The organism is Lysinibacillus sp. NPDC092081, assembly GCF_044755845.1.
Classification (GTDB): Bacteria; Bacillota; Bacilli; order Bacillales_A; family Planococcaceae; genus Lysinibacillus.
This window is the reverse complement of record NZ_JBIVRU010000004.1, coordinates 182,277-203,112: the sequence shown is the minus strand read 5'-3', so window position 1 is coordinate 203,112 and position 20,836 is coordinate 182,277. Positions and strand designations below refer to the sequence as shown.

At 36.4% G+C, this 20,836-nt stretch carries 20 protein-coding genes and 1 riboswitch; of the genes, 15 read left to right on the top strand and 5 right to left on the bottom strand.

Features of this window, described 5'->3' with window-relative positions:
- Nucleotides 1–90 precede the first annotated feature (90 nt).
- Nucleotides 91–3,261 carry an ATP-binding cassette domain-containing protein gene (locus ACIQLB_RS09940; RefSeq protein ID WP_400724525.1) on the top strand — a complete coding sequence of 1,057 codons (3,171 nt, stop codon included), beginning with the start codon at nt 91–93 and terminating at the stop codon, nt 3,259–3,261.
- Nucleotides 3,262–3,394: 133 nt separating this feature from the next.
- Nucleotides 3,395–4,084 carry a Dph6-related ATP pyrophosphatase gene (locus tag ACIQLB_RS09935; RefSeq protein WP_400724522.1) on the top strand — a complete coding sequence of 230 codons (690 nt, stop codon included), beginning with the start codon at nt 3,395–3,397 and terminating at the stop codon, nt 4,082–4,084.
- A 519-nt stretch (nt 4,085–4,603) separates the two neighbouring features.
- Here the strand turns inward: ACIQLB_RS09935 and ACIQLB_RS09930 are convergent.
- Both ACIQLB_RS09930 and ACIQLB_RS09925 read right to left on the bottom strand, forming a co-directional pair.
- Nucleotides 4,604–4,720, bottom strand: coding sequence for a YjcZ family sporulation protein (locus ACIQLB_RS09930; RefSeq protein ID WP_400724519.1), 117 nt, complete (start codon nt 4,718–4,720; stop codon nt 4,604–4,606).
- Between the two features lie 242 nt (nt 4,721–4,962).
- Nucleotides 4,963–5,577, bottom strand: a complete 615-nt coding sequence (locus ACIQLB_RS09925; RefSeq protein WP_400724516.1) for a hypothetical protein — start codon at nt 5,575–5,577, stop codon at nt 4,963–4,965.
- Nucleotides 5,578–5,762: 185 nt separating this feature from the next.
- Here ACIQLB_RS09925 and ACIQLB_RS09920 point away from each other — a divergent pair, with 185 nt between their 5' ends.
- A complete protein-coding gene (locus ACIQLB_RS09920; RefSeq protein WP_400724513.1) occupies nt 5,763–6,179 on the top strand; it encodes a VOC family protein in 417 nt (138 codons plus the stop codon).
- A 263-nt stretch (nt 6,180–6,442) separates the two neighbouring features.
- On the top strand, nt 6,443–7,432 hold the full coding sequence (locus tag ACIQLB_RS09915) for a hypothetical protein (RefSeq protein ID WP_400724510.1): 990 nt from the start codon (nt 6,443–6,445) through the stop codon (nt 7,430–7,432).
- A 91-nt stretch (nt 7,433–7,523) separates the two neighbouring features.
- Here ACIQLB_RS09915 and ACIQLB_RS09910 read toward each other — a convergent pair whose 3' ends face one another.
- Nucleotides 7,524–8,438 carry a C40 family peptidase gene (locus ACIQLB_RS09910; protein WP_400724507.1) on the bottom strand — a complete coding sequence of 305 codons (915 nt, stop codon included), beginning with the start codon at nt 8,436–8,438 and terminating at the stop codon, nt 7,524–7,526.
- 491 nt (nt 8,439–8,929) lie between these two features.
- Between ACIQLB_RS09910 and ACIQLB_RS09905 the strand changes: the two genes are divergently transcribed.
- The 6 genes from ACIQLB_RS09905 to scpC all read left to right on the top strand — a co-directional run bounded on the left by ACIQLB_RS09905 (nt 8,930) and on the right by scpC (nt 12,778).
- Nucleotides 8,930–9,061 carry a DUF4304 domain-containing protein gene (locus ACIQLB_RS09905; RefSeq protein WP_400724504.1) on the top strand — a complete coding sequence of 44 codons (132 nt, stop codon included), beginning with the start codon at nt 8,930–8,932 and terminating at the stop codon, nt 9,059–9,061.
- Nucleotides 9,062–9,261: 200 nt separating this feature from the next.
- Nucleotides 9,262–9,627, top strand: a complete 366-nt coding sequence (locus ACIQLB_RS09900) for a DUF2089 domain-containing protein (protein WP_400724501.1) — start codon at nt 9,262–9,264, stop codon at nt 9,625–9,627.
- A gap of 13 nt (nt 9,628–9,640) precedes the next feature.
- Nucleotides 9,641–10,030, top strand: a complete 390-nt coding sequence (locus tag ACIQLB_RS09895; protein WP_400724498.1) for an SHOCT-like domain-containing protein — start codon at nt 9,641–9,643, stop codon at nt 10,028–10,030.
- Between the two features lie 10 nt (nt 10,031–10,040).
- Nucleotides 10,041–10,322: a hypothetical protein gene (locus tag ACIQLB_RS09890; protein ID WP_400724495.1), complete on the top strand. Its 282-nt coding sequence runs from the start codon at nt 10,041–10,043 to the stop codon at nt 10,320–10,322.
- Nucleotides 10,323–10,604: 282 nt separating this feature from the next.
- A complete protein-coding gene (locus ACIQLB_RS09885) occupies nt 10,605–11,240 on the top strand; it encodes an HD domain-containing protein (protein WP_400724493.1) in 636 nt (211 codons plus the stop codon).
- 32 nt (nt 11,241–11,272) lie between these two features.
- Nucleotides 11,273–12,778 (top strand): succinyl-CoA:acetate CoA-transferase ScpC, encoded by a 1,506-nt coding sequence (gene scpC, locus ACIQLB_RS09880; RefSeq protein WP_400724490.1) that lies wholly within the window; start codon nt 11,273–11,275, stop codon nt 12,776–12,778.
- A 77-nt stretch (nt 12,779–12,855) separates the two neighbouring features.
- Here the strand turns inward: scpC and ACIQLB_RS09875 are convergent, their stop codons facing one another.
- Entirely contained in the window at nt 12,856–13,803 is a 948-nt protein-coding gene (locus tag ACIQLB_RS09875) for a LysR family transcriptional regulator (protein WP_400724487.1), read from the bottom strand.
- A gap of 183 nt (nt 13,804–13,986) precedes the next feature.
- The gene (locus tag ACIQLB_RS09870; protein ID WP_400724484.1) at nt 13,987–14,190 is read right to left on the bottom strand and encodes an NUDIX hydrolase; all 204 of its coding nucleotides are present in this window, start codon (nt 14,188–14,190) and stop codon (nt 13,987–13,989) included.
- A gap of 156 nt (nt 14,191–14,346) precedes the next feature.
- A riboswitch (cobalamin riboswitch) is annotated at nt 14,347–14,541 on the top strand.
- A gap of 192 nt (nt 14,542–14,733) precedes the next feature.
- On the opposite strand from ACIQLB_RS09870, the gene mmgD reads away from it, so the two are divergent.
- From mmgD to ACIQLB_RS09845, 5 genes are all read left to right on the top strand, one after another.
- Nucleotides 14,734–15,855, top strand: a complete 1,122-nt coding sequence (gene mmgD / locus ACIQLB_RS09865; protein WP_400724481.1) for a citrate synthase — start codon at nt 14,734–14,736, stop codon at nt 15,853–15,855.
- A 98-nt stretch (nt 15,856–15,953) separates the two neighbouring features.
- The gene (prpD, locus tag ACIQLB_RS09860; protein ID WP_400724478.1) at nt 15,954–17,387 is read left to right on the top strand and encodes a 2-methylcitrate dehydratase; all 1,434 of its coding nucleotides are present in this window, start codon (nt 15,954–15,956) and stop codon (nt 17,385–17,387) included.
- Nucleotides 17,388–17,399: 12 nt separating this feature from the next.
- The gene (gene prpB, locus ACIQLB_RS09855) at nt 17,400–18,314 is read left to right on the top strand and encodes a methylisocitrate lyase (protein ID WP_400724475.1); all 915 of its coding nucleotides are present in this window, start codon (nt 17,400–17,402) and stop codon (nt 18,312–18,314) included.
- Nucleotides 18,315–18,362: 48 nt separating this feature from the next.
- Complete coding sequence (locus ACIQLB_RS09850; RefSeq protein ID WP_400724472.1) at nt 18,363–20,021, top strand: acyl-CoA dehydrogenase family protein; 1,659 nt, start codon at nt 18,363–18,365, stop codon at nt 20,019–20,021.
- Between the two features lie 26 nt (nt 20,022–20,047).
- Nucleotides 20,048–20,833, top strand: a complete 786-nt coding sequence (locus ACIQLB_RS09845; RefSeq protein WP_400724469.1) for an enoyl-CoA hydratase-related protein — start codon at nt 20,048–20,050, stop codon at nt 20,831–20,833.
- Nucleotides 20,834–20,836: the final 3 nt, after the last annotated feature.

Here is a 20,836-nt window from a genome sequence, read left to right as displayed (position 1 = left end):
CGTCATTTTTAATGTTGATTCATAAACATAACAAATACAGTTGAAGTTGTGCTAACATGACTGTACTAGATGGAATGGAGAGAATATCGGATGAAAATAAATCAATTAATTGCTAACAATATAAACCGCTTAGATGTCGACTTGCCGGAAGATCAATCTTTAGGAATTGCTGGTTTGTCCGGATCTGGTAAAACTACATTTTGTCAAACAATTGGTGAAGAATCCAAGAAGCGACTCGTTTCTTTATTGCCAAAGGCTGAATATCAGTATTTATTTCCTAATATAATGGAAACGAATTTCAGTGCCATCAAGATGGAAGAAATGCCTTTAGTCCTTTTTCTAGGAAAATCATCCATTTCTACCAATCCACGTTCAACGGTCGGTACTCATACAGGCGTTTTTAAAGAGATTCGTGAAAGACTTGCGGATAAGTTTGATCTTTCGCCAGAGGTTTTTTCCTTTAATAATGCATTAGGCTGGTGCCCTGCATGTAAAGGACGTGGGACGACCAAAAATGTCGAATGTAAAAAGTGTGAGGGCAAGCGTTACAATCCAGAAGTTGAGCAATATAAGCTAGAGTTATGGAATCAACCACACAGTATTTCCGATATGAACAATTTAAGTATTGAGGCGATTTATTCCCTTTCAGAGGAATTAAATATAAGCGAAGAGAGACAACATATTCTTGAAAATATTATCAATATGAATATTGGTTACTTAACAATAAATCGGATCATGGGTACCTTATCTGGCGGGGAATTAACACGACTCTACTTGGCAGAATTTATGGCCGCTAGTGAAAATACCGTGATTATTATTGATGAAATTTCTGTTGGTCTTGATCACCAAACCCTTTTGAAGATTTTAGACCAGATTAAACAATTGGGCTATAAAAACCAAATTTGGCTTATTGATCATTCTGATACGGTACTAGACACAGCAGATGGGCAACTGTACTTCGGGCCAGGCAGCGGGAAGTACGGCGGTAGAATCGTTGAAGAATCACCACGTCCAGAACCAATCCAATGTGAACGAAATCAGGCAATGCCTACAGACTATTATCAGTTTCATGGTCTTTACTGTCGTAATATTGAAGTGGCTGACATTCAGATTCCTAAAAATAGACTTGTAACCGTTACAGGTGAGTCTGGCTGTGGGAAATCAACCCTTGTCAATGAGTGTATCTCCAAAGATTTCCTAAAACGATATCCAAAAGATAAACTGGTCATGGTAGGACAAGACCGAAACCAATCGATAACTAGCCGATCAACTGTTGCAACGTTTCTTGATATCAAACGAAAAATGACGAAATACAGTGACGACATAGACGATATATTTCAACGCTCCATTGAAGACATTATTGAGGAGCTTCCAAATGAAGACATCGCTCATAAACGCTTAAGTTTACTAATCAAACTTGGGCTCGGTTATTTGACGCTGGAAAGAAAAACACAATCCTTATCGACAGGTGAATTTCAATGTGTTCATTTAGTTTCTGAGCTGTTTTCGAACGCTAGAAACCCTCATACACTGTTTATTTTTGACGAACCTTCAAAAGGGTTATCGCAAAATATTTTAAACCAATTCATAGATAGTGTCAGGGACATTCTACAAGATGAATCGGTCTCGATTATGATGATTGAACATAATGCTTATATGATAGATAGCTCTGATTTTATCGTTGATTTTGGAAAAAGACAGCAGGAGCCTGTTCGACATCTTGATGTTGTCAGTCATGATGATTATTTTAGTCAACTTAACAGTAAAAGTGCTAATGCTTCATTGCATATAACTTCTACACTAGCTTCAAAAAATGACATTCATTACTTAGAAGAACATCATATTAGCTATTATAAAAATGCTGAAAACATCTATAAAGGCGGTATTTTAAAAAGCTTATCATCCATGGCACGTTTAATTTATGGTGAGTACGAATCTGCAACAATTGCACCAGTCATCGCCATTGACCTGGAAAGACACTTATATAGTCAATATAGTTTTTTATATGAAATTGGTGGCCTGATTAACCATATTGTGGCTGCACATCCGAACAATAAAGATACGAGAAGCTTCGATTTCTTTAGTCAAGAAAATCATTGTCCAAGCTGTTCTGGCCGCCTGGAAATTGAAAAATTTGATTTCGATATCGTCATACAAGACAAAACAGTGCCATTTTGGGATGGCTTATTACATCCAGACGTGATGGAAGTATTAACATATTATCAATATCCGAAATTGCAATTCCTGTTTGATGAGATCAAAAATGAACTAGGTCAAGATATTAGTAAAAGCTACAATGAGATGACAGAAGAAGAAAGACATACCTTCCTATATGGTTATTGGGAAAAGGCATTTTATGATAAAGCAACTAAGTCCTCAAAAAAATGGGAAGGTTTTAATTTTATCCTTGGACGTTATATCGTTATTTCGAAATCAATTATTAAAGAGCAAATGAAAGAATCTAAAGAAATGATTGCCTGCCCAATTTGTCAAGGAGCGGTGCTAAACCATAAGAAAAAACTAACGTTTGGGAACACTGATATTCGTAAACTTATTCACCAACCGATCGATCAGGTCATAAAAACTGTAGGGAACTTACCAGAGCTTGGAAAACTAAAAGCAATTGTAGGTGGCGATATGACTCTTACGGAAGATGTCTCCTTACTTCCTAGAGAAACACAAGTATCGTTGAAAATGCTTGAATTAGATCTAGCAAGCTTTGCCGGTTATGAAATAGTACTAAATAATGTTTTACCATTCTGGGACAAAATTAAAGATAATATCGAAGCAATAAGCAGCAAAAATCTAATAACAATCTGTGATTTTGCCAACATTGATGAAACGAGAGAAACCATCATTGATAAGTATTTCACTAATGGAAAATACAAAAAACTAACGTACGTCTATGAAGCATTTGGCTACAAAAAAATTGTGACACAAATTAATAAAATTAAAGCAAGTCATAAATGTCCATTCTGTCATGGGAAGAAAGTCATTTCAGAAGATAATCTCCATGAAGGCGTCTATAAATTATCAGTACCATGTGTAAGTTGCTATGAAAGTGGCATCAATGATGAAGGGCGAAAGGAAATCGTCGATGGTGTCGATGTGCAAACATGGCTAACTGGCAAAGTAAGTGATGTTGTGGCTGAAAGTTTACGAACGGAGGCTGTTGTAGATATTCCAATTTTCAACCGTATTCGTGAGTTGAATAAACGAGATATGATGGCGATTTACCAATGCCTTGAGCAAAATAATTAAATCAAGCCATATTTATTTTTTATTTTATCGACAAGCTAAACTCATGTGCAAAAATAAAAATTGCACATGAGTTTTTATGTTATTCTGAAGAAGTATTTTGAAAAGTCATTAGAATTAAAGGAGAAAGATAACAATGACAGAATTGGATTGGAAAAATAATGCTAGCGGGCATAAATTCATTGCTTCTTTTAGTGGTGGAAAAGATAGTGTCTTAGCTTTATATAAAGCAATGAAGGTTGGAGAAGCGCTTGGATTAATCGTCATGTTGGAGGAAGAAGGAGAACGTTCTAGATCCCATGGAATGCCACCGGAACTCATACGTGCTCAAGCTAACTCTATAGGTTTACCTGTTTATACTGCTGCAGCAAGCTGGACAGCATATGAAAAAGTATTTATGCACCTTTTAGAAAAAGCTAAAAATCAAGGTGCAGAAGTTTTAGTAACAGGAGACATAGATATGCCTGAACATGGCTGCTGGCATGACAAGGTTTCGAAGAATGCTGGATTAAAACTTGGCATGCCTTTATGGGAAATGGATCATCGTGAAGCCGTCGATGAGTTCATAAATCTAGGATTTGTTACGATCATTGTAACAGTTAATTTATCATTGGGAATGCGAGAGGACGATTTAGGTCGAACGTTAACTCATGAATATATAAAGGAGCTCGAAGCTCGTGGTATTGACCCTTGTGGAGAAGGTGGAGAGTTCCATACGACAGTATTAGATGGGCCAATTTTCAAACATCCTATTCGAGTTCGTGAATGTTCGGTTATTAAAAACGTGGAATATGCTTTTTTGCCTTTAGAGCTAGACCAAAACTAAATCTTAGAGGTACGCACAGAAGAGAATAATTGTATATTGCGGAATGATTCTGTATTTCCTTTAAACACAGAGAATAACGTGGAACATTGTCAATCTATTTGAGGCGTGTTCCATGTTATTTTTTTGCCTGCAGTAAAGAATGTTTGAATGTAGGACTATATGTATTTAGTATCAATAAAGGCATTTTAATTTTAACGAACATTCCAACGTAATCCAACCTGAATATTTGTGTTTAAGTTCTTGAAATGCGATTTCTCCATTGGCTGAACGCTTTATTAATGGAATAAAACACGAACATTTTAGTTATCAGTAATATCTTCAACTGACTGTGTAATCGTGTGTTTTCTTACTATCTCCAAGAGGGGATGAAAAATACTATTACGTAAATAATGGATACTTTTATTAGGAAAATATTTACTAAGGGTCACCGGAGGAAAGTGACCCTTAGTAAATATTTGAAGGGAAAGGATAAGTTTATATTATCCTATTAATTATGGGTATTGGAGGCGGTATTGGGTATTAATAGAATCCGATGAAGCTAGTGCCGACAATAATCAATAGAATGAATAGAACAACGATTAGCGCAAATGCTGAACCAGTACCATAACCGCCGCCATTTCCGCAGTAATCAGACATAGTAATTACCTCCTTTCTACAATCTATAATATGAATAGTTGTAAAATGGAATTGCGATATTTAACTACTCATTAGATTAAAATTTAAAAAAATTTTATAAATAAAAAAGATCACTCATGTAAAAGTGACCCTGAAATATGGTGATAAAAAGCTAAAGGTCGGCGAATAATATAAGAAAGATTGATTATGTTGATCCTCCTTATTTCACAAAAGCCCCACCTTAGCTTCATAATGAATGAAATTTAACTAGGTTTAATGTATTCTCCTGTTGAAGCATTAAAGCCCGCTGCTTCCATTTTTGTTTGGTTACTATTCCAACCTATTACTAATAAAAGGGTAACATTTCTCTCTATATCTTTTCTAAGCATAAAATTATACCCTTTAGCCCAATCTTTTCCTGGATAAATACCGCCAATTTTTAGAGCTTTTTGAAGCAATTCAGGTGAATCATACTTAATATCTTTCATTTGTATAAACTCTTTTTCAGGGTAAGGAGAAGCACCATCGCTCGTTAAATCATTTGTATCATCTATTTTTCCGTCATGAATGGTTACTAAAAAAGCCTTATTAGTTTCTGGCACTCCAAATAAAATATTCCAGTGCTTTCTTTTGCCGTTACTTCCAATTGACTTCCCAGGCTTATCTAAATCAATATTTATTGCATCTATTAATTGAGCATTTTTATTCCATTTCGATGCAGGCGGATAGGCTAATTCAATCGCTTCCTTTATTGATAATTCTTGCTGTTCAGCGACTTCTAATGGATCTTCAGTTGATTGTAGTGTTCGAGCAGATACTTTCTCAACAGCACCAACTGAAATTAATAAAAGTAAGACAACAAACACTATTTTTTTCATTTTCTCGCCCCCTTTTTAGGGATATTGTTTACAAACTTTGTTCATTTATTCTGCGTCGTTATTAAAACAACAAAATCAATAAGCTATTACTTGTCGAACAATTATTCCAATGGTAAAAAGGGATATACTGGATTTTATAGAATACTAGTAACCAACCTATAAAATTTTTATCAGGGGTGATGAAATTGGAAATTACTCAAGAACAAAAGTCGTTATTCAGTAAAATTGGCTATCTCTATTTACCAGCTAACAATATTGATGAAGCAATTGAATGGTACCAAAATAAGCTTGGATTCAAGCTGAAAACACCGAAGTTTCAAGATGATATTGGTTATGTAGCAGTATTAACACCGCAAGAAGGATATGTTGTATTACTCCTTGTAGAAACAAGGGATCATACAACAGCAGATTTTTTACGCGACGGTCGCACGTATCAAACGTTTACTTTAAATTGCCCAGACCTTGAATATACACATTCATCATTAAAAAATAGTGGTGTAGAAGTTACCGAAATTGTTATGCGAGGGGAAAATGCTAAATACTTTGTCTTTACCGACCCATCAGGTAATCATATTGAGGCTGCTTGGTCTGTATGGGACTAGGTGTAATCAAAAAGAAACCGTTATTTTCAACATGGAGGTTTCAAATTAATGTTGATTTATAACTTTAACATTGCGATGTTTGTTCTATAAGAATACTTTTCAGCAAAACAGAAGCTAATATTGAGTAATGGCGCATATAATTATTAGATAAAAATCACCTCGTTAGTAAGGGGTGATTTTTTATTGGATATTTAAGAGTGTACTTAAGTTATTGATTTTAGTTAGATCAAAAATCATCGTTCAAGTAAGGTGGAGTTGAAATTATGAATGCGAAACAAAATGAGCGAATTCTCTATGCGGTTTTCGAAAATGAAATTCAATTACCTATCCTAGATATAACTCATCCACTTTTTAACGCAAGTATTGATGAACAGGCGTATCATTTGAACTGTCGCAAGTCAGCCCGGAGCATTGAATCACTAAAGAAGATGCCTGGATTTATCCGGAACATTTTTGTGAAAATGTCGAATGTCGACAATTCCTATCTTAGCGGCATGCGTACTTTGCTGTACAAACTTGGCCCCGACTTAAGCCGAGGGATAAAATTAGGCTTCCGGGATAAGTGGGCGGTGAAGCAAACCTCTTTTATGGGACTCCGAATCAGGCTGAGGGATCTTTGCCGGCGCCAGTCGAAAATTTTACTAGCCCAACTTAAGCAATTCCCTGAACGGAACCTTTGTTTCTTCAATATCGCTGGTGGGGCCGCTACTGACAGTATCAACACCCTGATTCTAATGCAAGAAGCGGACCCGGAATTACTGAAGGGACAGAAGATTGAGATCAACATTTTAGATATCGATACTTACGGTCCCAATTTCGCCAAACGGTGCATCGATGTTTTGAAGCAGCCTGGGGAACGCTTTCATGGCCTGGACATTACCCTCAATATTATTCATTATGACTGGAGCCAACCAGAGTCATTACTAAAGATGAGTTTAGAACGTTCCGACTGGATTCAACTCTGTTCATCGGAGGGAGGTCTTTTTGAGTACGGTTCGGATTCAGACATCATTGAAAATCTAAACCATTTCTTTACCAACTCCCCGGCGGACGCTCGGGTCACGGGTTCGTTAATTTTCGACCGGGCGAATGTAAATCCGGGATACCTTGGTTTTACAGAGTTTATTGGCGTGCAAATCCGGTATCTTGGGCTGGAGGGGTTGCAGCGAATTTTAACCCAAACCTCGTGGGTTTTGGAAGAATCCTATGAAATTGATACGATTTATATTTTGTTTTCATTGAAGAAAGCGTGACAGGTAGGGGGGAGTGTGAAATGATATTGCCTAGAAGCAAAAGAACGAAAAAAAGGCATCTCATCTATAGATGAAACACCTTTTCTTGAAATTATTGAGCTAATCGTTGGAGAAAGGTATCTAATTGTACTAGTGTGACATTATCGTTCACCCCGAAAGTATTGTTACCTTTACCAATCGTAATTTTATTGGAAGAGAGAATGGCTACATAATTGTAAGCCCAGTGCGTACTTGAAACATCATCAAATTGTAATGGTGTTCCTTGTTGTTTTAAATGGAATGCTTCCACTAAAACTTTCGCTAATTGACCACGTGTTATTGGAGAACCTGCATTGAATTTTCCATTTACATCACCCGTAAAAACGCCGAGTTTTTTTAGTGCTTCCGCAGCACCTGCATATTTAGACGTTGGGCTTACATCAGGAAAACTTGAATTGGTATTACTAGTATCTAAATGTAATTGATTAGCCAGTTTAAGAGCTACCTCTCCACGCGATGCATAAACGCTAAAGTCGACTTCAGTGCCTTTTACTTCTCCCAAATCATTTTCAGTGAAGTTTGCAATGCGTTTTGCCCCTACGTAACGAGATCCCCAGTAATAGGGATCATTGATTTTATCGATTTTAACCCCAGAACTTGTAGTCGCTGAAATAAAATTGCTGTCACCTATGTATATGCCAACATGGGAAACACCGCTTCCCGAAGTATTAAAAAATACAAGATCACCAGTCTTCAACTGATCTTTAGCAATAGCAGTACCTTGCTGATATTGAGCTGTAGATGTACGTTGTAGTGAAATCCCTACCTTAGAAAAAACGATTTGTGTATATGCTGAGCAATCTACACCTGTCTTAATATCTGTTCCTCCATATTGATATGGAACACCTATATATGCTTTTGCTGTATTTGTTATATCTGCTATTGTTGCCGCTTTCGCATCATGAACACTCATGCCTGTGAAGAACATAAACGATGCGAAAATGGGTAGTAACCATTTTTTCTTCAATTTAACCTTGCTCCTTTCAAAAAGCTTTCGACTTTGACTAAAGTAAGGATAGCATGAAACAGGCATGAGTTATTTTTCAATAATATTACCGATTCCCTTTAAACAGCAAAATTGAAACCTTAATTTTAACTGTGTAAAACTTCTGCAATAATTATGGTCAATTTTACTAAAAATAGTTGAAAAAATTGGATAGAAAGGGGTTTGAGTGATAATTTAGATGTTTCACCCTTTCACCTAACTGAAAAACCGTTATTTATTTTTAAGTGACTCCCTTGTTATTTCACCGAGGATGGAGACAATTTTTATAAATTTTTCGAAATCATCTATTGTTTAATACATTATCAGTCAAAGCATACGGTAAAATCGAATTTTGGCTGTCACTGGCTCTATTACAATTATAGTGTCGCTATTTGATTGGAATGAAATTGATGAGCATGGAAAATCAAGTGTAGTCTACCAAATAAGAGGGGTCCTATAGCAGCTAATTTTTAATGAGCTTAATGAAACAGGACATTAAGCCTTTCCTTGCTAAGCTTGGCTACAACAAGAAAAGTTTGAATTTCTATAAAACTTCCGAAAACCTTATCTATCTATTCAATTTTCAAAAATGCTATGAAAAATAAAAGATTTGAGTTGGAATTTAGACTCCATTTTGATCATTCTGTTTAAAATGGAGTTTTTCTATTTAGAGAAAACTTGAATTAATAATGTTAAATGATGAGTTAATATTATTGATTTTTTTTATTATAAACATTAATTTTATTATTAACATTTTAAAATACTTGTTGTATAATCAAATTAACTAAAAGGAAAGGACTTAACTATGGCTTATAAAGTAATTACAAATTGTCCTGTCTGCAGTAAAACATTAAAAATTACAAAGTTACAGTGCACTCATTGTCACACGACGATTGAAAATGAGTTTGAATTATCTAAGCTGGCATCCTTATCAAAGGATCAGCTTCATTTTGTTGAAGTATTTTTAACATGCAGAGGGAATATCAAAGAAGTTGAAAAGGAACTGGGGATTTCGTATCCAACGGTTCGAGGCAAGCTAACAGACATCATTTCATCCCTTGGCTATGTGCAGAAGAAGAAAAACGAAGTAGACGAGAAAAAAGTAGTCACTATGCTGGAAAATGGAGAGATCACAGCAGAAGAAGCCATTAAACTTTTAAAAGAGGATTAAGGAGGAATATATTATGAAAGAGGAAATCTCAAGAGTGTTAACAATGATTCAAGAAGGCAAGATTGATGCAGATAAGGCATCAGAACTGATTCAAATATTAAAAGAGAAAGAAGAAACAGATAATAACCTTTTAGAAAAACCGACTAAATACTTAGATAAAACTTTAAAAATTCGTGTTGTATCAGCCGAAAATGATAACGTCACGGTCAATTTGCCTTTAAAGCTTGTCAAGGTTGTATTAATGGCTGGACACAGCATCGCAGCAAGTATTCCTCAATCGGAAAAATACGTTAAAGATATAGACATAAACCTTATTATTGAAGCAATCGAAAACGAATTAGATGGCCAAATTGTTGATATTAAATCGGCAAACGGGGATACCGTTTCGGTCATTATTGAATAGAGATTTACTTATGATGCATGTAAAAGTGAAAGCAAAAGACGTTCGTTTTACCATCCCAGTTCCATATGCTATGTTAAACATTGTTATTTCAATTTTGTCTTCAAAATTTTTTCAACAAAAAGCAAGCATATGGACAAAAGAGCACTTTGAAAGAAAAAAACTGGACTTTACCTTTCCATTGATAGACAAAGGAGCGCTAAAGCCTATCGTCCAGGAACTGAAGAATTATAAGGGGATCGTGCTAGTTGATGTCAAAGCTAAGGACGGTACTGAGGTTAAGGTTAGACTATAATTACTTTAGTTTACACCGAGCAGAAAAAGGCCTAACTATCTCGCATACAATGCAGAGAAAACTAGGCTTTTATTTTTTATAAAGGATTCCTTTGATGGCATTCGTACCCCAAGAATGTGCATCAAAGGAATCTTTTTATTTTCACATAATCGGTCTTATTCTACTGAATCATAGAAAAAATCTATGGTTATTATAGAAATTATAGAATTGATATATAGAAATTCGCTTCTTATAATTCTTTATAAGCAATAGTTGCTACTTTAAATAAGGGAGGTACTACGGATGACAAATATTGCTGGTATTAAAATACCTGACAGCCGTTTGGCATTTGAAGCTCAGGATATTTTAAAAGAACATGGTTCTGAATTGCTTTGGAATCACTCAAATCGAGTTTATTTGTTTGGGGCACTACAAGGTAAAAAAGCTCAGAGAAAATTTGATGAAGAACTGCTATATGTAAGTGCTCTGTTTCATGATTTAGGTTTAACAAAACAATTTAGTAGCTTAGATAAACGCTTTGAGGTGGATGGTGCAAATGCAGCCCGTCAATTTCTAGCACACCATCATATCGATGATGATTCAATACAACTTGTTTGGGATGCCATTGCCCTACATACTACGATCGGTGTAGCAGAGCATAAAGAAAATGAAGTCGCATTACTGTATGCCGGGGTAGGTCTTGATGTAATGGGAGACGGTTATCATGATTTGACGAGTGAAGAACGAAATGAAATTATCCATGCTTTCCCACGTAACCAATTTAAACAAAAAATTTTGCCAGCATTTTTTGAAGGATTCAAGCATAAACCCGAAACAACATTTGGCAATATTAAATCTGATGTTTGTGCATTGTACATTCCAAATTACAAATCTAAGAACTTTTGTGACTGCGTCTTGTACTCACCTTGGTCTGAATAAAAATTGATAGTTGATAAGGGGAATCATATATTATGTTAAAACTAACACATAAGAAAATTCGACATGTTGCCTTACAAGATAAAATTGTAACAGCTCAAGAAGCGGCATCTTGGATAAAAGATGGAATGTTATTAGGAATGAGTGGCTTTACGAGGGCAGGAGATGCAAAAATAGTACCACTGGCGCTTGTAGAAAAAGCAAAAGGGGAAAAATTCCAAGTTGATGTTTATACAGGAGCCTCACTTGGTCCAGAAGTTGATCAACAGATGGCTGAAGCTGGTATTATTCGTAAACGAGCTCCTTATCAAGGTGATCCAGCAATTCGTCGAATGATAAATAATGGAGAAGTACTGTACACGGATGCGCATGTTTCACATAATGCAGAGTTAATTCGTCAAAGAATTGTAGGACCTATTGACTTTGCTATAATTGAAGCTAATGCAATTACCGAAGATGGCTTGCTGATACCAACAACTTCTGTAGGAAATTCTCCAATTATCATGCAAATGGCTAATGAAATTATTATTGAACTAAATGTTTCGCATCCTGACTCTTTAGAGGGAATTCATGATATTTATATTCCTGATGTACAAGGGAAACGCAGTCCTATTCCTTTAAATAGTGCAGGGGAGCGAATTGGAACTTTGGGTATTCCATTAGATATTACTAAGGTACGAGGCATCGTGCTATCTGAAAAAACGGATGCTCCATCAACAATTGTACAGCCAGATGAGGAAACAGCTAAAATGGCAGAGCATTTACTCAATTTTTTACGTGATGAAGTTAAGGCTGGTCGTTTAACGGAAACATTAGCACCTATCCAATCAGGCGTAGGATCCATAGCAAATGCGGTTTTAAATGGTTTTCTAGAATCAGAGTTTGAGGATTTAGAAATATATTCAGAGGTATTACAGGACGCCGTATTTGAATTAATAGATGCAGGAAAGGTGAAATCCGCTTCTGGTACGTCCATTACATTATCACAGGAACGTGGTGAGCAGGTTTATAGTCAGCTAGAAAAGTATAGAGATTGTTTAATTTTACGACCTCAAGAAATATCCAATCATCCAGAAATTATTCGACGTTTAGGATTAATTTCCGTCAATACAGCACTTGAGGTTGATATTTATGGAAATGTAAACTCAACACATGTTTCTGGTTCAAAAATGATGAATGGCATTGGAGGATCCGGTGATTTCGCCCGTAATGCACGTTTAGGAATATTCGTCACAAAATCCTATGCAAAGGGTGGTAATATCTCAAGTATTGTCCCAATGGTATCTCATGTGGACCATACAGAGCATGATGTGGACGTCATTGTTACAGAGTTCGGGGTAGCCGATTTACGTGGTTTAGCACCAAAAGAACGGGTACCTCTATTAATTAATAATTGTGCACACCCTGATTACCGTCAGCAATTGTGGGCATATTACAATGCTGCGGTAGAGAGGACTGGTAATCATCACACACCTCATTTATTAGAAGATGCGCTGTCTTGGCATGTTCATCTAGAGAAAGCTAAGACAATGAAAAAATAAGAATGATGACTAGTCATAATGCTTAGTCATTAGAAAAATAGAATCCACTAATCAACTTGCTGTGATTAGTGGATTTCTTATTGTTTTATTAATGATTGAATCAATTGTCGGCTCTTTTCTGAAATTGAAAAGCCCGCTTCTTCAAGCCCCTCAACCATTAAACGAATAAAAGCTTTCGCAGCAAAATTAATGAATTTATCTTTTCTATAAAGAAGTACAATTTCTCGCGTTAATGGTGGATTATATATCGTTTGCTCGCAAATAGTATTTGTTTTATATAGATTGCAAAGTGTTTTCGATATAATTGTTGCCCCGACATTTTGTTCAACTAGTTTAAAAATAGCTTGAATACTAGCTGTCTCTATTTTAGGTTTCACATGAAGCTTTTCTTTGCGAGCTATACTATCAATTACTTTTCTGCATTGATGGATAGTTGGAAATAATATAAGTGGAAGCTCTAAAACATCTTGAAATGCTATTTTTTCAGATGCTAATAGTGGATGATCGCTATGAGCAACGAATAGTAGTTCTTCAGTAAACAAAGGAATTATTTGAAGCTGCTCATCCTCATAATCGAAGTACTCTTGTTTATAGGAAATAGCAAAATCTATTTTATTGTCTTTAAATTGTTTTAATAAATCATCCGAGCTATTTATGCAAATTTGTAAATCTGGATATTCAAGATGATAGTCTAACAAATAGTCTGACACTAAATTTGTTAATTCACCAGGTAAAGTGCCAATAACTAATTTCCCCGCTTTTAATTCTTTAAGTTCAATTATCTGATTGCTTGTATTATCTATTGCACGGAATATATAGGTACATTGCTCAAGTAATATCTTACCAGCATCTGTAATCGCTATTTTTTTCCCTAGTCGATCGAATAGTGGAATGCCCAGTTCATTTTCCAATACTTTAATTTGATGGCTAAGCGTTGGTTGAGTAATATTCAATTTTTCGGCAGCCTTTGTAAAATGAAGTTCATTACACAGTACTAAGAAGTATTCAAGCTGTCGTATTTCCATATTCGTACCTTCTTTAATAAAATTATTTCTTATATTATATCATTATTTATATAGAGTACCGTATAATTCATCGAGATTTGATATCAAATTTAGTGATATGTAAGAGTCCTGTTTACATTTTTAGCAATATAAAGATAAATGACAATATAGACTTCATCCTCATTTCGAAATTGGAAGTAATAATCAGGTCTCTGAAAAAATGCCAATCAAGGTAATTTCATTGGCCAAGAGTCCTGTTTCTTCATGAAGTTCACGGCAAGCAACATCTTTTAAAGTCTCAGTTATTTCATAGTGCCCCCTGCTAATCCCCACCAAAGTATCGAACATATTCGTTTTTCCATAAAATGAATCCTCTATTCTACTTACAAGTTTTAAAAATAGCTTCATTAGTTTTGATCAACAATCTTTTTTGTGCAAAATAGTGCTAAAAAATATAGAATAGTTCTTCAAAAATGGAAAATAGCTTTTTATAATCAAGCTTTTCTAAATTTCAACTATATTGATTGTTTTGAAAGCTCTATGTTAAGGTAAAAAGACAAATTGAATATGCTAAATTTTGGTGGTTCAAATGGATTTGATTCTATTTGATTAAAAGGGAAGTTGGTGAGAGTCCAACACTGTCCCGCAACTGTATTTAGGAGTTCGATAACAAGACCACTGTTTTGTTTGTCAAAATGGGAAGGTGTTATTGTAGCGTTGATCATAAGTCAGGAGACCTGCCACTAAATAAGCATCAATTGACCTACGAGGATAGGGAGGTGTTAGCTACTGCATGATTTTTGTGAATTCATGTAAATTCACTGTTTTTTTGTTCTGTCATGCTTTTGTAGATTAACAACTTCACAAAGGGGTAGAAGTTGTTTTTTTGTTGTTCTTTTGTGTTTGATTGGTAGCGCTTACAAGAATAATTAAACAAAGGGGTTGTAATGAATGGAGTTAAATTATTCGCCTGGTCTTGATGGCATCATTGCCGCTGAAACAAAATTATCTTTTTTAGACACTGTAGGAAGTCAAATTGTCATTAGAGGCTATGATTTGATTGAATTATCACAGAGATATTCATATTTAGACATTGTCTACTTATTATTGCATGGGGAAATACCAACTACCGAGCAACAAGTTGATTTACAGGACCAGTTGAAATCAAATTATCAAGTTCCACAAGAGATTTTTCAAATTTTCAAGTTATTACCTAATGGAACACATGCTATGGATGGGCTTAGAACAGGAATTTCTGTTTTAGCAGGCTATGATCAGCACATCAATGATCGTTCTACTGAAAAGAATTTGACGCGAGCATATGGACTTTTAGGTGGTATGCCCAACATCGTAGCGAATAGCTATCGTGTATTAAATGGTCAAGATGTCGTGGAGCCTGATAGCCGGCTTTCCTATAGTGCAAATTTTTATTACATGATTACTGGCAGAAAACCAACTGCGTTAGAAGAAGAAATCTTTGATCAGTCACTCGTTTTATATAGTGAACACGAGATGCCAAATTCGACGTTTACAGCTCGTGTAATTGCCTCTACACAATCTGATTTGTATGGTGCTTTAACTGGAGCTGTCGCATCATTGAAAGGTAATTTACATGGTGGGGCAAACGAGGCAGTGATGTATATGCTTCTTGAAGCCAAAACAGTTGAAGGCTTTGAAACATTGCTGGAAAACAAACTACAAAATAAAGAAAAGATTATGGGCTTTGGTCACCGTGTATATATGAAAAAGATGGACCCAAGAGCACAAATTATGAAAGAGGCTTTGCAAAAATTATGTTTGGAGCAAGGGGATCACCGCTTATATCACATGTGTGAAGCTGGTGAAAAAGTGATGATACAGAAAAAAGGGTTGTACCCAAATTTAGATTATTATGCAGCACCAGTGTACTACATGCTTGGTTTGCCGATTGAAATATATACGCCAATCTTCTTTGGCTCACGAACGATCGGCTTATGTGCTCATGTGATAGAGCAGCATGACAATAATAGATTATTTAGACCTCGTGTCAATTATATTGGCGAGCGTCATAACCTTGAAGAATTATCGGTATAATCAAGTTTTAACAACTCGCCATAGAGCTGATGGGCATTCTGACCAATGTCCATCAGTATACCAGTATATCAAATTCATGCCTTGAGAGGAAGATATAGATGATTAAAACAAATGACATATCTAAGACAGATCAATTACTAACTGATATTGCCGATTACGTATTAAATACAACGATTACAAGTGAAGAGGCATACGAAACAGCACGTTATGTTTTATTGGATACTTTGGGTTGTGGCATTTTAGCCTTACAGTATCCTGAATGTACGAAACTTCTTGGTCCAGTAGTACCAGGTACAGTCGTCCCTAATGGTACACGTGTTCCGGGAACTTCCTATGTTCTTGATCCAGTTAGAGGCGCCTTCAATATCGGTTGTATGATTCGTTGGTTGGATTATAACGATACTTGGCTTGCGGCTGAATGGGGACATCCTTCAGATAATTTAGGTGGCATATTAGCTGTTGCGGATTATTTGAGTCGCGTACGTATTGCAGAGGGTAAAGAGCCACTAAAAATGAAAGACGTTTTAGAAATGATGATACAAGCCCATGAAATACAAGGCATTCTAGCACTAGAAAATAGCTTAAATCGTGTAGGTTTAGATCATGTTCTGTTTGTCAAAATTGCGACAACAGCTGTTGTGACAAAGGCATTAGGTGGCTCTCATCAAGAAATTATCAATGCATTGTCAAATGCTTGGATTGATAATTCAAGCCTACGAACATATCGACATGCACCTAATACAGGTTCTAGAAAATCATGGGCAGCTGGAGATGCAACAAGTAGGGCAGTGCAATTAGCTATGATGGCCGTGAAAGGTGAAATGGGTTATGCAACTGCCCTTTCAGCACCTGGCTGGGGATTCCAAGACGTTCTCTTTAATAAACAAGAATTAAAACTTGCAAGACCACCTGCATCTTATGTCATGGAAAATGTTCTATTCAAAGTTTCTTATCCGGCTGAATTTCATGCACAGACCGCTGCTGAATGCGCCGTACATTTACATCATGAAGTGAAAAATCGATTAAACGATATTGAAAAAATTGAAATTACTACACATGAATCTGCCATTCGCATCATCGATAAAGAGGGACCTCTCAATAATCCGGCTGATCGTGATCATTGTATTCAATACATTACAGCTATTGGTCTCATCTATGGTGACATTACAGCAGACCACTATGAAGATGATGTGGCCGTAGATCCACGTATCGATGACTTGAGAAATAAAATGGTGGTCATTGAAAAAACACAATATACAATCGATTACTTAGACCCTGAAAAACGCTCGATTGCCAATGCTGTTCAAGTTTATTACAAAGATGGCTCATCATCAGAGCTAGTTGAGTGTGAATATCCTTTAGGACACCGTTTCCGTCGTGAGGAGGCATTCCCTCAAATCATTGATAAATTCCAGCAAAATATGAGTACACATTATTCCAAAAAACAATTAAGTAACATTAATCAAATTTGTGCTGAAAAAGAGCTTCTTGAAAATAGTTATGTTCATGAATTTGTAGATTTATTTATTTAGGAGGTTTTATAGATGGCGTGGATTGTAAATGAAGCAGTTTCGCAAAAACAATTGGCTGAACAATTTCGAGCTTTAATCACTCGTTCTACTATTTTTCAAATACCAGGAGCGCATGATGCAATGGCAGGCTTAATGGCTAAAAAAGTTGGCTTTGAGACATTGTATCTTTCTGGAGCTGCTTACACAGCGAGCAGGGGCTTACCTGATTTAGGAATGATTTATTCAAATGAAGTTGCTGAGCGTGCTAGCGATATTATTCGAGCTACTAATTTACCAATACTAGTAGATATTGATACAGGCTTTGGTGGTGTATTAAACGTTGCACGAACAGCTCGTGAAATGGTAGAGGCAGGAGTGGCTGCTGTACAGCTTGAGGATCAAAATCTTCCCAAAAAATGTGGTCATTTGAATGGTAAAGCACTCGTTTCCCAAGAGGAAATGATACAAAAAATAAAAATGATTAAACAAGTAGCACCTACTTTAGTTATTGTAGCCCGTACAGATGCAAGGGCTGTAGAAGGTTTAGCACAGGCTATCATGAGAGCTAAAGCCTATGTAGCAGCCGGGGCGGATGCTATTTTTCCAGAGGCTCTACAATCGGAAAAAGAGTTTAGACAATTTGCAAGTGAGCTAGATGCTCCTTTATTAGCCAATATGACTGAATTTGGTCAAACTCCTTATTATACAGCTAAGGAGTTTGAAAAAATGGGCTATGCGATGGTTATTTATCCCGTTACATCCATGAGAATAGCAGCAAAAGCATATGAACGAGTGTTTGACTTAATAAAAAATACAGGGACTCAAAAAGAAGCTATTGAGGATATGCAAACTAGAAGTGATTTATATGAAACAATTTCTTATTATAAATTCGAAGATTTAGATAGTGAGTTGGCGAAAACCATCTTACCTAAAGAGGAAATAAAGTAGGAGAAAAGGAATCTGCTTTTCTCCTCTTTCTTTCAAGGGGGGCCTAGTATGGATAAACTAGAAGACAAAATGACGATCTTTACACCTGAGGACTTTCAGGATGAGGAAAAGCTCATAGCAAAAACTGCAGAGCTGTTCATTAAACAGGATGTCTCACCTAATATTTCATCAATAGAGCTTCATCAATATGATGTCACTCGTCAATTATTTCAAAAAGCAGGTGACCTTGGATTACTTGCCATTGAGATACCCGAAGCCTGTGGGGGACTTGAGCTCAACAAAAAAATCTCAGGGCTAGTTGCAGAAAGAATGGGCTATGGTGGCTCATTTAGTGTATCTTACAATATTCATGCAGGAGTCGGCACATTACCCTATGTCTATTTTGGAAATGAGTCACAAAAGTTAAGGTACTTACCAAAGCTGGCTTCAGGTGAATGGATTGGAGCCTATGCCCTGACAGAACCAGACGCAGGTTCAGATGCATTACGTCCCAAAACAAATGCGATTTTGAATGAGAATGGCACAGCATGGGTATTAAACGGTGAAAAGCAATGGATAACCAATGCTCAGCTAGCAGATATCTTTGTTGTTTTTGCGAAAACAAACGAAGGAATGACTGCTTTCATTGTAGAACGTTCCTTTGCAGGAGTATCTGTGGGGCAAGAAGAAGAGAAGATGGGCATTAAAGGGTCTTCGACGGCTACCCTTATTTTGGAGGACGTTGCAGTACCTAGTGAAAATGTTCTTGGCGAAGTTGAAAAAGGCCATAAGGTTGCTATGAATATATTGAATATGGCGCGACTAAAGCTAGCTTTCTCAAACATCGGAACGTCCAAACAGGCACTTCAATTAGCTGTGAATTATGGTAAGGAACGAAAACAATTTCAAAAACCAATCGTTGATTTTACAATGATACAGGAAAAACTTGCTGACATGGCAGTTTTGATTTATGGGGCAGAAAGTGCTGCATACCGAACAGCTGGAGAAATGGATGATGTCATGGAGTTAGCTAGTAAAGAGTCAATGGTTCATAAAATTGCAGATTTCGCTATGGAATGCGCACTCAATAAAGTCAATTGCTCAGAAACACTAGGGAAAATTGTAGATGAAGCCGTTCAAATACATGGCGGATATGGTTATATGCAAGATTATGAAGTAGAACGTTTGTATCGTGACGCAAGAATTAGCCGTATTTTTGAAGGAACGAATGAAATCAATCGCCTAACAATTGCTAAAATATTATATAAAAAGCATGCGCAAACAGCTTCTACAGATAATGTTTCAGTAGCATATCAACCATCAGAAAGTAATCATCAATACATCCAGCTTTCCAAGTATTTAATGCAAATAGCCATTTCTGTCATTGCAAATGCACAAATTAATTTGGAAAAAGAGCAGGAGTACATGCGTCTGTTGGCTGATATGGCAAAGGATGTTTATGTTATGGAATCTTCTTTGCTAAGAACGGAAAAGGCTGCATATGAAAAAACGAAACACTTGATGACTGATATATTGTGCCAGGAGGGCTACCGTAAAATAGTAGAAAGTACAATTGACATTATTTCTTCTGCTGAAACAAATGAGCCAATACGAAAAACACGGTTGGATGATATTCAACATTTAAACACCCCGCTACATCAGAATCTCTTTATGAAAAAGCGAGAGATTGCGAGAAGTATCATCGACAATCCAAAATCTATTAGTTAATTTTCATAAACAGGAGGGAAACGATTATGGTCTATACATTTGCAAATGTAAGCAAAGAAGGTTCCATGACGATTATTCATTTAGATCATCCACCAGCAAATACCTTGTCATCAGCATCTATTGAAAATCTTCGTCTCATTTTCCAAGAGCTAGCGGTGGACGAAGAAACGAACGCCATCATTATTACAGGCTCTGGACGGTTTTTTGCCGCTGGTGCGGATATTAAGGAATTTGTTTTTGCCTTTGGAAAACAGGAAAGAGCATTGCAAATGGCTGAGGCAGGACAAGCTCTTTGTGATGAAATTGAAGCCATGAAAAAGCCTGTTATTGCTGCCATTAATGGTCCAGCCCTTGGAGGGGGACTAGAGCTAGCATTAGGCTGCCATTTCAGAATCGCTTCTAGTAATGCCATTATTGGTTTACCAGAATTAAAACTGGGGCTACTTCCAACATTCGGCGGCACACAACGACTTAGCAGAATGACGAGTCAAGCAAAGGCCTTACAATTAATTTTAACAAGCAAACAATTAAGTGCTGACGCGGCACAACAACTAGGCATTATTCAACTTGTGACGGAACCTGAGGACCTTCTGCCAACTGCAAAAGTTATTGCTCAGTCTTTTGTTGATGGTAAAAGTATGACAAGTGTATCCCGTACAATTGAGTGTGTAATTCAGGGCGGGAAAGATCATCTCCAAAAAGGACTGGAACTTGAACGAACACGTTTTGCTGAGCTATTTTTAACAGAGGATGCTAAAGAAGGCGTTCAGGCATTTATTGAAAAAAGACAGCCACACTTTAAACATTTTTAAGGG

Coding starts and splice junctions, on each gene's coding strand:
- ACIQLB_RS09940 (WP_400724525.1), top strand. CDS start 91: ATGAAAATAAATCAATTAATTGCTAACAATATAAACCGCTTAGATGTC.
- ACIQLB_RS09935 (WP_400724522.1), top strand. CDS start 3,395: ATGACAGAATTGGATTGGAAAAATAATGCTAGCGGGCATAAATTCATT.
- ACIQLB_RS09930 (WP_400724519.1), bottom strand. CDS start 4,720: ATGTCTGATTACTGCGGAAATGGCGGCGGTTATGGTACTGGTTCAGCA.
- ACIQLB_RS09925 (WP_400724516.1), bottom strand. CDS start 5,577: ATGAAAAAAATAGTGTTTGTTGTCTTACTTTTATTAATTTCAGTTGGT.
- ACIQLB_RS09915 (WP_400724510.1), top strand. CDS start 6,443: ATGAATGCGAAACAAAATGAGCGAATTCTCTATGCGGTTTTCGAAAAT.
- ACIQLB_RS09905 (WP_400724504.1), top strand. CDS start 8,930: ATGAGCTTAATGAAACAGGACATTAAGCCTTTCCTTGCTAAGCTTGGC.
- ACIQLB_RS09900 (WP_400724501.1), top strand. CDS start 9,262: ATGGCTTATAAAGTAATTACAAATTGTCCTGTCTGCAGTAAAACATTA.
- ACIQLB_RS09895 (WP_400724498.1), top strand. CDS start 9,641: ATGAAAGAGGAAATCTCAAGAGTGTTAACAATGATTCAAGAAGGCAAG.
- ACIQLB_RS09890 (WP_400724495.1), top strand. CDS start 10,041: ATGATGCATGTAAAAGTGAAAGCAAAAGACGTTCGTTTTACCATCCCA.
- ACIQLB_RS09885 (WP_400724493.1), top strand. CDS start 10,605: ATGACAAATATTGCTGGTATTAAAATACCTGACAGCCGTTTGGCATTT.
- scpC (WP_400724490.1), top strand. CDS start 11,273: ATGTTAAAACTAACACATAAGAAAATTCGACATGTTGCCTTACAAGAT.
- ACIQLB_RS09875 (WP_400724487.1), bottom strand. CDS start 13,803: ATGGAAATACGACAGCTTGAATACTTCTTAGTACTGTGTAATGAACTT.
- ACIQLB_RS09870 (WP_400724484.1), bottom strand. CDS start 14,190: ATGAAGCTATTTTTAAAACTTGTAAGTAGAATAGAGGATTCATTTTAT.
- mmgD (WP_400724481.1), top strand. CDS start 14,734: ATGGAGTTAAATTATTCGCCTGGTCTTGATGGCATCATTGCCGCTGAA.
- prpD (WP_400724478.1), top strand. CDS start 15,954: ATGATTAAAACAAATGACATATCTAAGACAGATCAATTACTAACTGAT.
- prpB (WP_400724475.1), top strand. CDS start 17,400: ATGGCGTGGATTGTAAATGAAGCAGTTTCGCAAAAACAATTGGCTGAA.
- ACIQLB_RS09850 (WP_400724472.1), top strand. CDS start 18,363: ATGGATAAACTAGAAGACAAAATGACGATCTTTACACCTGAGGACTTT.
- ACIQLB_RS09845 (WP_400724469.1), top strand. CDS start 20,048: ATGGTCTATACATTTGCAAATGTAAGCAAAGAAGGTTCCATGACGATT.